The 13176-nt window shown below is 73.8% G+C and carries 13 protein-coding genes and 2 pseudogenes; 5 read left to right on the forward strand and 10 right to left on the reverse strand.

All coding sequences use genetic code 11. The annotated features are described in order from the left end of the window. Positions 1-12: 12 nt before the first annotated feature. From ACTMSW_RS05950 to ACTMSW_RS05960, 3 genes and pseudogenes are all read right to left on the reverse strand, one after another. Complete coding sequence (locus tag ACTMSW_RS05950; RefSeq protein WP_441179412.1) at positions 13-912, reverse strand: SWIM zinc finger family protein; 900 nt, start codon at positions 910-912, stop codon at positions 13-15. Continuing rightward, positions 909-3053 (reverse strand): annotated as a pseudogene (locus tag ACTMSW_RS05955) (DEAD/DEAH box helicase); the annotation flags it as partial. The gene ACTMSW_RS05950 and the pseudogene ACTMSW_RS05955, both read right to left, overlap by 4 nt. 68 nt (positions 3054-3121) lie before the next feature. Then, positions 3122-4061, reverse strand: a pseudogene (locus ACTMSW_RS05960) (ATP-dependent helicase); the annotation flags it as partial. 64 nt (positions 4062-4125) lie between these two features. Between ACTMSW_RS05960 and ACTMSW_RS05965 the strand changes: the two are divergent. Beyond that, positions 4126-4998: a carbohydrate kinase family protein gene (locus ACTMSW_RS05965; protein WP_441179413.1), complete on the forward strand. Its 873-nt coding sequence runs from the start codon at positions 4126-4128 to the stop codon at positions 4996-4998. A 199-nt stretch (positions 4999-5197) separates the two neighbouring features. Then, positions 5198-5404 (forward strand): hypothetical protein, encoded by a 207-nt coding sequence (locus tag ACTMSW_RS05970; protein ID WP_441179414.1) that lies wholly within the window; start codon positions 5198-5200, stop codon positions 5402-5404. Positions 5405-5427: 23 nt separating this feature from the next. Here ACTMSW_RS05970 and ACTMSW_RS05975 read toward each other — a convergent pair whose 3' ends face one another. Then, positions 5428-6576, reverse strand: a complete 1149-nt coding sequence (locus tag ACTMSW_RS05975; RefSeq protein ID WP_441179415.1) for a polysaccharide pyruvyl transferase family protein — start codon at positions 6574-6576, stop codon at positions 5428-5430. A gap of 72 nt (positions 6577-6648) precedes the next feature. Next, the gene (locus ACTMSW_RS05980; RefSeq protein ID WP_441179417.1) at positions 6649-7230 is read right to left on the reverse strand and encodes a TetR/AcrR family transcriptional regulator; all 582 of its coding nucleotides are present in this window, start codon (positions 7228-7230) and stop codon (positions 6649-6651) included. Between the two features lie 76 nt (positions 7231-7306). Between ACTMSW_RS05980 and ACTMSW_RS05985 the strand changes: the two genes are divergently transcribed. Both ACTMSW_RS05985 and ACTMSW_RS05990 read left to right on the forward strand, forming a co-directional pair. After that, positions 7307-7885 carry a dihydrofolate reductase family protein gene (locus tag ACTMSW_RS05985; RefSeq protein WP_441179418.1) on the forward strand — a complete coding sequence of 193 codons (579 nt, stop codon included), beginning with the start codon at positions 7307-7309 and terminating at the stop codon, positions 7883-7885. A 41-nt stretch (positions 7886-7926) separates the two neighbouring features. After that, entirely contained in the window at positions 7927-8850 is a 924-nt protein-coding gene (locus tag ACTMSW_RS05990) for a phosphotransferase family protein (RefSeq protein ID WP_441179419.1), read from the forward strand. 26 nt (positions 8851-8876) lie between these two features. On the opposite strand, the gene ACTMSW_RS05995 is transcribed toward ACTMSW_RS05990, so the two are convergent. From ACTMSW_RS05995 to ACTMSW_RS06010, 4 genes are all read right to left on the reverse strand, one after another. Next, on the reverse strand, positions 8877-9530 hold the full coding sequence (locus ACTMSW_RS05995) for an alpha/beta hydrolase (protein WP_441179420.1): 654 nt from the start codon (positions 9528-9530) through the stop codon (positions 8877-8879). A 69-nt stretch (positions 9531-9599) separates the two neighbouring features. Next, entirely contained in the window at positions 9600-10214 is a 615-nt protein-coding gene (locus ACTMSW_RS06000) for a dihydrofolate reductase family protein (protein ID WP_441179421.1), read from the reverse strand. A gap of 125 nt (positions 10215-10339) precedes the next feature. Further along, positions 10340-11233, reverse strand: coding sequence for a hypothetical protein (locus ACTMSW_RS06005; RefSeq protein WP_441179422.1), 894 nt, complete (start codon positions 11231-11233; stop codon positions 10340-10342). Then, positions 11226-11780 carry a SigE family RNA polymerase sigma factor gene (locus ACTMSW_RS06010; RefSeq protein ID WP_441179424.1) on the reverse strand — a complete coding sequence of 185 codons (555 nt, stop codon included), beginning with the start codon at positions 11778-11780 and terminating at the stop codon, positions 11226-11228. Before ACTMSW_RS06010 ends, ACTMSW_RS06005 begins: the two co-directional genes overlap by 8 nt. A 174-nt stretch (positions 11781-11954) precedes the next feature. Between ACTMSW_RS06010 and ACTMSW_RS06015 the strand changes: the two genes are divergently transcribed. Then, positions 11955-12710 carry an SDR family oxidoreductase gene (locus ACTMSW_RS06015; RefSeq protein ID WP_441179426.1) on the forward strand — a complete coding sequence of 252 codons (756 nt, stop codon included), beginning with the start codon at positions 11955-11957 and terminating at the stop codon, positions 12708-12710. Between the two features lie 19 nt (positions 12711-12729). Here the strand turns inward: ACTMSW_RS06015 and ACTMSW_RS06020 are convergent, their stop codons facing one another. Then, positions 12730-13119: a nuclear transport factor 2 family protein gene (locus ACTMSW_RS06020; protein WP_441179427.1), complete on the reverse strand. Its 390-nt coding sequence runs from the start codon at positions 13117-13119 to the stop codon at positions 12730-12732. Positions 13120-13176: the final 57 nt, after the last annotated feature.

Consider the following 13176-nt stretch of genomic DNA (forward strand, 5'->3'; position numbering starts at 1 on the left):
CGTCCGCCGCTCTCACCGGCCGAGCTGCCGGTACGCCCGGCGCAGCCGTTCCACCAGACCGGGACCGCCGATGGCGGGGGCCGGTGCGCCGAGCTGCCGCAGCAGCAGGTCCGGGCCGGTCGCCAGGGTGGGCGGCCGGTCGGGCAGCGGGACGGGCGGTACCCAGAACCGGTCCACCGTCTCGGCCAGTGGCGCCGGCGTGAGGCCGGCGAGCGCCCGTGCGGCCCCGGCGGGTGCGGCTTCCGCACCGGCGTCGACGGGACGGTCCACAGTGGCGGCGGCGACCTCGTCCACCGTGGACGACCCGCCGGACCCGCGGAGGGCCCGCAACCGGTCCAGCAGCTCGGCACGGCTGCGGCCCCGCCAGTGCAGCAGCTCGAACGGGTCGGCGTCGAACGCCTCGGCCAGCAGGTAGAAGGTGGCCGCCAGGTGTTTGCAGGGCACCGCGAAGTCCGGGCAGCTGCACCGCTGGCGAAGGTCGGCCACGCCGGTCGGGAAGAGGGGCGCGCCGGCCTCGGCGAACAGCTCCTCCAGCTCGCCCGGCAGGTCGCCGGCGAGCAGGCGGGCGCTGAAGAACGCCTGCCCGGCCAACTGCTCCTCGATCCGCGACCAGAGGGCGGGCGGAAAGACCGGTAGCGCGACGCGGACCTGGTAGGGCTCCGCCCGGGACCCCTGCACCACGGCCGTGACCTCGCCGGGCGCGACGTCCAGACGGACGACCTGGCCGGCCCGCGCGTACGACCGGCCCCGGGTGAGCCGGGTGCCCAGGGCGAAGGACTCCAGCACCTCCAGGAAGCGGCGCGACCACCACGACCGGCCGATCGCGCCGCGGGTGCTGCGCGCCTTCAGGCCGCCGTCGACGCGGCGGGGCCGGCCGTAGTCGGCGAACCGGCCGCCCGCGGAGTCGGTCACCGCGCCACCGCCGGATCGTCCAGGGTGAACAGTTCCCGCAGCTGGGTGGTGGACAGCTCGGTGACCCACTGCTCGCCGCTGCCGACGACCCGCGTCGCCAGGCTCCGCTTGTCGGCGATGAGCGCCGCCACCTTCTCCTCCACCGTGCCCGCGCACACGAACTTGCGGACCTGGACCCGTCGCCGCTGACCGATCCGGAACGCCCGGTCGGTCGCCTGGTCCTCGACCGCCGGATTCCACCACCGGTCGACGTGCACGACGTGGTTGGCGGCGGTGAGGGTGAGCCCGGTGCCGCCAGCCTTGAGGGACAGGACGAACAGCGCCGGCCCGTCCGCGGACTGGAACCGGGTGACCATCGCGTCCCGGTCGGCCTTGCCGACCCCGCCGTGCAGGAAGAGCACCTCCCGGCCGAAGCGGGCCGAGAGGTGGCCCCGCAGCATGCCGCCGAACTCGGCGTACTGGGTGAAGAGCAGCGCCTTCTCCCCCGCCGCGAGCACCTCGTCGAGGATCTCCTCCAGCCGGGCCAGCTTGCCGGACCGGCCGTCCAGCGCCGAGCCGTCGCGCAGCAGCTGGGCGGGGTGGTTGCAGACCTGCTTGAGCCGGGTCATGGTGGCCAGCACCAGACCGCGCCGTTCGATGCCGTCGCTCGCCTCGATCTTCGCCAGCATGTCGTCGACCACCGCCCGGTAGAGCGCGGCCTGCTCGGCGGTGAGCGTGCAGACCACCTCCATCTCCAGCTTCTCGGGCAGGTCGGAGATGATGGAGGAGTCGGTCTTGAGCCGGCGCAGCACGAACGGGCCGGTGATGCGGCGCAGCCGCTCGGCCGCCTCGGCGTCGCCGTGCCGCTCGATCGGTTCCGCGTACCTCTTCCGGAACGTCGCCGCCGGGCCGAGCAGGCCCGGATTGGCGAACTGCATGATCGACCACAGGTCGGCGAGGCGGTTCTCCACCGGCGTGCCGGTGACCGCGATCCGGTGCCGGGCGGGCAGTGCCCGTACCGCCTCGGCCTGCCGGGTGGAGGCGTTCTTGATGGCCTGCGCCTCGTCCACCACCACCCGGTGCCAGTCGATGCCGGCCAGGTCAACCCCGTCCCGGGCAGCCACCGTGTAGGTGGTGAGGACCAGGTCCGCGTCGTGCACGGCCGTGGTGAAGGCCGCTCCCCGCGCCCGTTCGGCGCCGTGGTGCACGTGTACGCGCAACGCCGGCGCGAACTTCGCCGCCTCCCGCTGCCAGTTGCCGACCAGCGACATGGGGCAGACCAGCAGGGTCGGGCCGGCGGTCGGCGGGTCACCGGCGAGCAGGGCCAGCAGCTGCACCGTCTTGCCCAGGCCCATGTCGTCGGCGAGCACGCCACCGAGACCGAGCGACTGGAGGAAGGCCAGCCAGGCCAGCCCGCGCCGCTGGTACGGGCGCAGCGTGCCCTGGAAGGTGGGCGGCGGGTCGAGCGGGATCAGCCGGCGCTCGACGGCACCGGCCAGCAGGTCACCCAGTGCCCCGTCGGCGGCGATCTCCAGCACCGGCAGGGCGTCCGGCTGCCCGTCGTCGCCCAGGCCGAGCCGGAGCAGGTCGCCGACGGTCAGCTCGCCGGACGCCCGGAGCAGCCGCAGGCCGGCGGCGAGCCGCTTCGGGTCCAGCTCCACCCAGCGGCCCCGCATCCGGACCAGCGGCGTCTTCAGCGCGGCCAGTGCGGTCAGCTCGTCCACCGTCAGCGGCTGGTCGCCGAGGGCCACCTCCCACCGGTAGTCGACCAGGGCTTCCATGCCGACGCCGCCGCCGGTGGTGGCGACCGTGCCCGGAGCGGTACGGCTGCGCGCCTGCAACCGGGCGCCGAGCCGGGACGAGGGCCGCTGCCACCAGGAGGGCAGCAGCACCGTGAAGCCGGCCGCGTGCAGCACCGGCGCGCCCTCGCGGAGGAACCGGTGCGCGCCTTCGACGTCCAGCTCCAACGCCTCCGGGGTGGCGGTCCGCAGCGCGGTGTCCACCTCGGGCCAGAGCCGGCTGGCCCGGCCCAGCTCGGCCAGGAGGGTCTCCTGCGGGGCGGCGAGGCGGGTCACCGTCTCCGGGGCGGACCAGATGGTCTCGGCGTCGACGTGCAGGCCCGGCTCGTCGGCCGCCTGGAGACCGAACTCGACCCGCCACCGGTCGGCCACCGGCACCGGCGTCTCCGGGTCGGCCGGCACCACGACCAGCGGTCCGTCGACCTCGCCGGCCGGCGGCTCGACGAGGCGGAAGCTCGCCCGGACCGCCCCACCGGCGGCGTCGCGCTGCCAGGCGTCCAGCTCACTGCGGAGTGTCTCCAGCGCCACCGGGTCGGCGGTGAAGTCACGGCACGCCCCGCTGAGCGCGGCGAGCCAGTCCGGCACCGCGCCGAGGCGCCGTACTCCCCGGGCCAGCGCGGCGTCGGCGAGGCGGGCCCGTACGGCGGCGTCGGTGAGCGCGTCGAGGACCTCCGCGACCAGCACGCCGGGCGGGTGCTCGGCGCCGCCGCCCGGCGATCCGGCGGCCCGGGGCACGACGGTGGGATCCTGCGGGCGTACCTCGGTGACCGCGCGGGCCGCCGGGGGCAGGGCCAGGGCCAGCGACCGGGCCCAGGCCGCGTCCGTGCCGGTGAGCAGGGGCCGCCACACGGCGCGGGCGGTGACCGTTCCGCCAGCGCCGGCGACGTCGGCGGCGGGTCCCTCCGGACCGGTCACGCCGGGCAGGACCCGGCCCCGGGCTGCGAGGTCGACCGCGAACGCGGCCACCTCGGCGAGGTGCCGCAGGGTCGCGCCGGGCACGGCGGCCAGTTCGTCGAGGCGGACCAGCAGGCTGAGCGCGGCGTCCGGCGCGTACACCAGGACGGGGACCCGCCACCCGGCCAGGGTGACCGGCCCGCGGACCGGTTCGGCGACGGCGGTCCGGACCAGTTCGGGGGAGTCGAGCGGCGAGCCGGCCCGGGTCGGCAGGGTGACCAGCGCGGTGCCCGGGTGGGTCGGCTCGGCGGCCCCGGCGGACGCGGCGACCAGAACGGCGTGGTCGGCGGCGAACGGGTGCGGGCGTTCCCGGGGCGCGCGACCGGGTCGCCGCGGCGCCCGGGACGGCAGGGCGCTGTCCTCCGCCCACAGCGCCAGCCCGCCGCCGGGCCACCACACGCCGTGGATGACCAGCACGCACTCCCCCTCGTCGACGCCCGCGCCCAGGATAGGCCGAGCCGGTCCGGCTAGGGTCGTCGCCATGTCCGACCTCCTCGTGATCGGCGGCCTGGGCGTGGACGTCCGGGTCCGCGTCCCCGCGCTCCCGCTGCCCGCCGCCGACTCCGCCACCGTCGATCCCATCGACCTGCGCATCGGCAACACCGGGGCCGGCGTCGCCCTCGCGGCGCACGCGCTCGGGCTGCGGGTGACGCTGGTGGACGTGCTCGGCGCGGATCCGGCCGGCGACGTGGTGCGGGCGGCGCTGGCCCGCACGTCGGTCGGTACGGTGCTGGTCGAGGCCCCGGCGGGCACCCGCCGCTCGGTGAACCTGGTGGACCCGGCCGGCCGGCGCAGCTCGCTCTACGACCCCCGGCCGTGGCAGGGGCCACCCCCGTTCACGGCGGCCGCGCTGGGCGCCCTGGTCGCCGAGGCGGCGCACGTGCACCTGTCGATCATGGATTGGACGGTGGACCTGCTGCCGGACGTCCGCGCCGCCCTCCGCGACGGCGCCACGCTCTCCACCGACCTGCACGACTGGGACGGCGCGAACCCCTACCACCGCCCGTTCGCCGAGGCCGCCGGCCTGGTGTTCGTCAGCGGAGTCCGGCTGGGCGAGGGTGCGGACGCGCTGGCGGCGGCCCTGGCGCCCCGCACCGCGGTGGTGACCCGGGGCGTCGACGGCGCCGACCTGTACCCCGCCGGCGTCGGCCCGGTCCGGGTGCCGGCGGCCGACCCGCCCGCGCCGGTGGTCGACACCAACGGCGCCGGGGACGCCTTCGCAGCCGGAGTGATCGCCGGCCTGTTGGGCGGGGCGGAGCTGCCGGACGCGGCCCGGTACGCGGCCCGGGTGGCAGCCGCGGCCTGCACCCACGACGGCATGGAGTACCCACCCGGCCTCCTCCCGCTCCCCTGACGCGGACCGCCCCCGCCGCCCCGCCGCCCCGCCGCTCCGCCGTTCCGCCGTTCCGCCGTTCCGACGCGCAGTTTCGGGGAAACAGTTGCCTCACGGGCGCCGGAGGCCACACTCTCCCCGAAACTGTGGGCGGCGGGTCAGCGTGCGCCGGCCCGCGCTATCCCCTGCGCGCCTGCGCCGGCCGGTGCAGGATGGGCGCATGGCATCAACGGTAGAGATCCCCCTGGTGGGCGGCACGGCCGACGGGCAGAGCATCACGGTCGAGCTGGACCCGAACGGCCGGCCGCCGCTGACCCACCACCACATCGGCGCCGAGGGCCTGGCGGGAGCGGAGATCTACGAGCTGGAGTCCATGGACGCGGGCAGCGGCCAGTGGCGCTACCGCTGGCGGGGTCCGGCGGTCTGACCCGACCGGCGCCGCCGTCCGCCTCAGGCGCTCGATCGGGTCAGCGCCCGGCTGCGGATGCTGTCCAGGACGGCCCGGGTGACCTGGGAGGTGCCGCGGGCGTCCTCGCAGACCTCGGCCACCCGCCGCGCCGTGGCATCGGCCCGCTGCTCCCGCTCGTCCCAGAGCCGGTCGACCTCGGCCAGCAGCGGGCCCTCCACCTCCCGCTCCACGCCCCGCAACGCCGGTACGCCGAGACGCTGGGCCAGGTCGAAGACCTTGCCGGCGTACGGCAGCGGCAGGAACGGCGTGCCCACCATCGCGGCGAAGATCAGGAAGTGCAGTCGCATGCCGACGGCCAGGTCGAAGTGGCGCATGAGACCGAGCACCTGTTGCGGCGAGTAGGTGCCGTGCAGGATCCGGCCGTGGTCGGCGGAGGTCATGTGCGACAGCACCCCGTGCGAGTGGCGGATGTCGTCGCGTTCCATCGGGACGAACAACACGTACGCGTCGATCCGGTGCACCAGGAAGTCGCCGATCTGGGCGAGCAGTCGGTGGTAGCCGTCCACGTCGAGGCGTTCGGCTGCCCGCCCGGGCTCCCGTACGCTCATGCCGACCAGCCGCTTGCCGGCCGGCACCCCCTCCTCGCGCAGCAGTTGCGCCGGGAAGTCCTCGGCTTCGAGCAGGAACGCCGGGTCGGCGGTGACGGTGATCGGGTTCAGCAGGCCCGCCTCCTCCAGCGCCATCCGCGACTCCTGGTCCCGGACGGTGACCTGGGTGGCACTGGCCAGGGTCTCGCGCACCATGCCCGTGTCGACGCCCTCGCTGAGCGGGCCCACCCCGACCGCGTACGTGAGCAGGGGCAGCCCACGCTCCTGGGCGACCCGGACGACCCGCAGGTAACGGCGGGCCTCGCGGTCGTAGAGGATGCCGCCCCCGCCGAGGATGAGCAGGTCGAGCTGGGCCAGCACGAGTGCGGAGTCGGTGCGGCTCACGCCCTCCCAGGGCACCGCCTCCACGTGGGGGTGGACGAGGCGGGTATGGGCGGGGTCACGGGAGAAGACGATGATCCTCGCGTTCGGTTCCTGCTCGCGAAGGTCGGCCAGGAGGCCGGTGAGGATCGCCTCGTCACCGAGGTTGCGACCGCCGTACGAGCCGAGAATCCCGATGGTCAGACCGGCGCCATGCGTCATCCGTCGCCCCTCCCCGGAGTGCGTCCCGCGGCGTTTTCCCGGTGCGCCGGGGAACAGTCCTCCGCCGCGCCGTCACCGGGCGTCGGCCGCCCCCACCAGGCGCGACACGAGGGTCGCCACCACGTCGTCGGGGTCGAACCCGGCACCGATCGACGTGGTGAGCAGGTCGAGGAGGAGGCCGTCGACGGCGTAGTGCAGTAGTGCCACCTCGAACGCCCCGCCGGGCAGCCCGGCGGCGACGTGGAAGGCGACGTCGTCGCGGTAACCCCGGCGCAGCGTGTCGCCGAGGATCGCCGCCAGGTCGGGACGGCGGGCGGCTTCCAGCCGGAGCTCGATCAGCGCCCGGGTGAGGTCCGGCTCCCGGGTGGTGCGTTCGACGATGTAGCGGACGTAGTCGGTCAGCAGCTCCGGTGAGGGCTCCCGGGTGGCCAGACCGGCCACCACCGCCTCGTCCGGGGCGAACCGCTGCAAGATCCGCTCCCCGAGCGCGCCGAGCAGGGCGTCCCGGGATCGGAAGTAGTTGGAGGCGGTACCGACCGGCACGCCGGCCTCGGCGTCCACCGCGCGGTGGGTGAGACCCCGTGCGCCCGTCGCGGCGAGGACCCGCAACCCCGCGTCGGCCAGGGCCGCCCGCCGCTCCACGTTCCGTGCCACGAAAAGACCCTAGCAACAACCACGACAGTTGTCGTACGCTGTCAACTACAACATCAGTAGTGAATCAGGAGTCCGCTTGCGTAAGCTCGTGTACTACGTCGCCGTCACCCTCGACGGTTTCATCGCCGCCCCGGACGGGTCGCCCGACTTCTTCGGCCTCGAACCGGACCTGGCCGCGCACATCGCGACCCACTGGCCGCAGACCCTCCCCACGTTCCTGCACCCCCAGTTCGGCATCGAGGCGCCGCAGGGCCGCTTCGACGCGGTGGTGATGGGCCGCGCCACCTACGACCCCGCCCTGAAGGTCGGGATCACCAGCCCCTACGCGCACCTGCGGCAGTACGTCTTCTCCCGCTCGCTGCCCCCGTCCACCGACCGCGAGGTGGAGATCGTGGCCGGCGACCCGGTGGAGTTCGTGCGGGCGCTCAGGCGGGAGCCGGGCGGCGACATCTGGCTGTGCGGCGGCGGGCAGTTGGCCGGTCAGCTGCTGCCGGAAGTCGACGAGTTGGTGCTCAAGCTCAATCCGGTCGTCGCCGGCAGCGGCGTTCCGCTGGCCGCGCGCGGGTTCGAGCCACACCGGTTCGCGCTGGTCGAGAGCGTGCCCCTCACCAGCGGGACCGTCGTCCTGCACTACACGCGCCGCGAGCCCGCATAATCCGCTTGCCCGGTGCCCGCCGGCCCGGCCACGGTGGAGCCATGGGGACCCGGATCGGCTGGACGGAGCTGCCCGGCCACGTGTGCGCCGCCGTCGAGGACGTGCTCGGCGACCGCGTGGTCGAGGCGGTCTCGCAGCCCGGCGGCTTCTCCCCCGGAACCGCCGACCGGGTGCGTACGGCCGGCGGGCGGCGGGCGTTCGTCAAGGCGGTCAGCCCGACGCAGAACGCCGACAGCGTCCGCCTGCACCGCGCGGAGGCGCGCAACACCGCAGCCCTTCCCGCGTACGCACCGGCCGCCCGCCTGCTCGGCGTCCACGACGACGGCGAGTGGGTGGCGCTGGTCCTGACCGACGTGGACGGACGGCACCCGGTCCTCCCGTGGCACCCGGACGAGCTGGCCACCGTGCTCACGGCGCTGGAGGCCCTGGCGGCGGCCGTCACCCCGAACCCGGTCCCGCACGCGCCGACCGTGACGGCGCAGCTCACCGAGGACTTCGCCGGCTGGCACCGGATCGCCGCCGACCCTCCGCCGGACCTGGACCCCTGGGCCCGGGCCCACCTGACCGAGTTGCGGGAGGCCGCGGACTGCGGCCTCGCCGCGCTCGACGGGGACACGCTCTGCCACCTCGACCTGCGGGCCGACAACCTCCTGATCGACGACGCCGGCCGGGTCACAGTGGTGGACTGGCCGCACGCCGGGCGCGGTCCGGCCTGGCTGGACACGGCGCTGCTGCTGGTCAACGTCGCCCTGCACGGCGGGCACGACCCCGAGGCGCTGCTGCGCCGCTCGCCGCTCACCGCCGACGTCGACCCGGCCACGCTCACCGGCGTGTACGCCGGGATGGCCGGCTTCTTCACCGACGGTGCCCGGCGACCACCGCCGCCGGGCATCCCGACCGTCCGCGCGTTCCAGCGCGCCCAGGCCGAGGCCCTGCTCCCCTGGGTCGCCCGTCGCCTGCGGTGACGTACGGGCGGGTCCCACGTGACGGCTCAGGAGGGCACCGTGACGGCGGTCTGCCGGGCGAGGAAGCGCCGGGCCGACGCGGCCATGTCGGGGCGGCGCAGGTCCAGCTCGTTGTGCCCTCCGTCGGTGACCGACACGTGCACCGGGTGACCGGCGGAGATCAGCGCTGCGGCCAGGGCGAGGGTCTGCGTCGGCGGTACGGCGACATCGCCCACGGCGTGTGTGAGCAGCACCGGCGTCCCCACACCCGCATGGGTGGCGACGGTGCAGTCCCGCGTTGACGGATCACCCGGGGCGGGTAGATGTCCCAGGAGACGGTGCCACGGGCTCCCCTCGGCCCGGGCCCGCGGCCAGTCGGGCGCCAGGGGGTCGGACGGCGCTTCGAAGGCCAGCACCGCGGCCACGTCGCCGGGACGGTCCACGCCCCGCAGACCGAGGTGCAGGGCCAGGTGCCCGCCGGCGGAGACACCGGCGACCAGGATCGGCCGGCCCGGCACCCGGGCGGCGCGCGCCTCGGCGCGCAGGTCGTCGAGCTGCGCCGGCCAGGTCGCCTCACCGCTGAGCCGGTACCGGGCGTGCACCACCCGCAACCCGAGTTCCTCGAAGAACGACACCTCGGTGGTCTCGCGGGAATGCCAACCACCGCCGTGCACCCACAGCAGCACCGCACCGTCACCCATGGCCGGCGATCCTACGAGTCACGGCTCACCTCCGCTGTCCCGTGAGGACGGCCCGTCGGCCTGCGTCCGTCAGGCCCCGATCGTGCCGAACTCCGGCGCCCCGGCACCGTCGTAGGTCAGCATGAGCACGCCACTGCCGGACGTCCTGCTGTCGGTGAGCCGCAGGCCCGCCGGGGGAACGCCGTCGGCGAAGAGTCGCCGCCCGCGCCCCAGGACGACCGGAAAGACCAGCAGCCGGTACGTGTCGATCAGTCCCTCCCGCATCAGCGACGCCACGAGCGCGCCGCTGCCGTGCACCTGGAGTTCCCGGCCGGGCTGCCCCTTGAGCGCGGTCACCGCCTTCGCCAGGTCACCGTTCAGGGGCCGGGTGCCGTTCCAGGGCGCCAGGTCGTCGGGCCGGCTGGTGGCGACGTGCTTGGGCAGCCGGTTGAGGGCGAGGCCGACGCCGTCCTCCGGGTCGTCGACGTTCGGCCACCAGGCGGCGAAGATGTCGTACGTGTGGCGGCCGAGCAGGAAGGCGTCCGCCTCGCCGAAGACCCCGTCCAGGTACGACCCGATCGCGTCGTCGAAGTGCGGCGGCACCCAGCCGCCCAGGTCGAACCCGCCGGTACGGTCCTCGTCGGGAGCGCCGGGAGCCTGCTGGACGCCGTCCAGGGTCAGGAAGCTGGTGACCGTGAGTCGCATGATTGTCCTCCTGGTGTCGCCGGTACCGTTTCCGGCTCTCACCATGCCGACGGTCGGCCGACGACCGATCCGACGTCCCGCTCCCGGGAAAGAGGTGACCTGGATCACATCCTCCCTGCCCGGCGTCAGCTCGTCGTCGGTCTCGGCCTTCCGGTGGAGGATTCCGCCGTGACCACCACCTGCGACACCTCGATGTCCACGGCTTCGGCGGCCCGAGCACGCAGCAGGTCGAAGGTGGCGCGCTCGATGGCCGGTCCGACGTACGTGGCGCGTACCCAGTTGACCCAGCGCTTCTGCGCGTCACGTTGCTGCCCGCCGGCGGAGCCACGGACGGGTGTCCCCCCGAGGTCGAGGATCGCCGGCTCCCCACGGCCGGAGACGGCGGGGCCGGTGGCCGACACGGTGAACCACAGGCCGGGCACCTCGACGACCCGCGCGTCCTGCACGCCGTCGAGCACGCGGAGGTTCGCGGCGGCCCGCTCCAACTCAGCTCTCGTGACCGACTGGTCGATGGGGACTGCCGGGCCACCGACCGGAGCGTCGGGGAAGAGGGTCCGCAGATCGTCGACCTCGGAGTAGTCGTGATCCCCCGGCGCGAGCGCGGAGAACACCGCCGTACGGAACTCGTTCGTGGACGACACGTCCGACGCCTCGCGTCCGTTCTTCGGTGTCCAGGTGAGGATGGGGATCTCCGTCCAGTACTCGCGCAACGACGGGTCGAGAACGGTGGCCGAGGCCGCCGGTCGCGGGTCCTCGTCGCGGCCGGGCCCGGCGCCGGTGACGGCTGCGACCCCGATCACCAGGACGAGCACGGCCCCGAACACACCGGCCGTCGCGATCCTTCCGGTACGGCGACGTCGTGCCAGACCCTGGACCAGGTCGTACGGCGGCACGAACGCCCGACGCGTCGCGTCGTCGGCCGCGTCCCGGAGCATGGTGTCCAGGCCGGGCAGTGGGCTCTCCGGGTCAGGGTTCTCGACCATGGGGCTCTCCCGGTCGGGGTACTGGCGTTCAGGCATGACGACGCTCCAGGTTTGTGATGTCGTCTGGTCGGTCGGACCGGCGCGGCGTACCGGCCGGCGGGTGCGAGACGTCCGGCTCGTCGAGGATCTGTCGTAGGGCACTCCGCCCGCGCGACAATCGGGCCTTCACCGTTCCGGAGGGCACCCCCGTCTCGACGGCGACCTGGTCGACGGACCGATCGCACAGGTGGTGCAGCACGATCGCGCGCCGCTGCTCCTCGGGCAGACGTTGCAGGGCCGCCACGATCAGCGGAGTCTCCACGCCGGGTGCCGGCACCTGCGGAACCAGCCCGTGGCGCCGCCACGCCGCCAACCCGGACCGCGCGGAGCGCCAGCGGCTGACGGCGATCCGACGGGCGACGGTTCTGATCCACGCCTCCGGCTCGTCCCCGGCGGCGAACCGGCCACGTCTGCTCCAGGCTCGGACGAACGCCTCCTGAACGGCGTCCTGCGCCTCGGCGAAGTCGCCGGTCAGCAGGTACACCTGACCGACCAGACGCGCGAACGCGGATGCGTAGAACGCCCGGTAGTCCTCCTCTGTCATGCCGACCCAACTCTCCTCGGTGGCTGCTCCTCCCACTCACGCAGCGAAGCGACGCCACGGTTGCACCGGATCGGGAACATGTCCGCTGGCTGGTTCGCCGGGGGTTGCGGACGCCCGGCCGGAGGGAGGCGGTAGACATGACGGGCGAACACTTCGCCTGGGGAGGACCGACCGGTGACGCGACGCGTGACTGACAAGGCCGTACTGGTCACCGGAGGAAGTTCCGGTATCGGCGCCGGCCTGGCCGCACGATTCCACTCGCGCGGGGCTCAAGTGATCATCTCCGGCCGGGACCGGTCCCGGCTGGAAGAGGTTGCGGCTCGCCATCCCGGGATGTCGGTGGTCGTCCTGGACGTCGCCGATCCGGATTCCGTCACCGAAGCGATGGCCGACGTTGCCGCCCGGGTCCCGCACCTCACCACTCTGATCAACAACGCCGGCATTCAACGGCTGCTCGACTTCTCCGCCGCCGAGCCGCCGGGACCGCGCGACGTCGCGCCCGAGATCGCCACCAATCTGACGGGGCTCATCAACGTCACCGCCGCAGCGCTACCCCTGCTTCGTCGCGCTGAACGCTCGCGTGTCGTCCACGTCGGCTCCGGCCTCGGTTTCGTCCCCTTCGCCAACACACCTGTCTACTCGGCGACAAAAGCCGCCGTTCACTCGTTCACCCTGAGCCTGCGGCGGCAACTCGCCGGGTCGAGCGTCCAGGTCGTCGAGATCATCCCCCCGGTTGTCGACACGCCACTCCATCGTGACCTGCCGTCACCGCCACCCCGGGCGATGCCGCTGGACGTCTTCCTTGATCGCGCGATGCGAGGCTTGGACGCGGGGAAAGACGAGATCGGGATCGGTCTCGGGCGGGTGTCGCAGATCGGGGCCCGGGTAGCTCCGAAGCGGTTGTTCGCTCTCATCAACGGTCGCGCCTGACGTTCCACCACTCGCATGGTCAGCGCTGAGCAGACTCCCACCACACCAGGTTGGCGGCCACCTGGGCCATCGGCTCGATGATCTCCCACCCCTCGGCGATCAGCCCGTCGTCGATCCGCCAGATGTCGACGACCGCGATCTCCGGCCCTGCATCGGGAAGCCAGCGCCGTGAATACACCACGACGCGATCACCATCGGCCAGCACCTGGTGAATCTCGACCTGCATGCCGACGAGCGACACCAGCGCAGCGCGGACGGCGGCGAGCCATTCCCCCTTGGTCGATGTGGTTGGACCCGGCCTGTGGTGGACGAAGTCATCAGTCAGGAACTGTCCGAGCGCGTCAACGTCACCCGTCTCGATGAGCCCTGCCAGCGCCTGTTGGACGATCCTCGTGTTCTCGGTGGTCACAGACGCAGTGTTTCCGCGACTGCTTCGATTGTCGATGAACTCGGATGTCATGGCGTC

Origin of the sequence: Micromonospora sp. BQ11 (assembly GCF_052068135.1) — a bacterium.
GTDB lineage: Bacteria > Actinomycetota > Actinomycetes > Mycobacteriales > Micromonosporaceae > Micromonospora.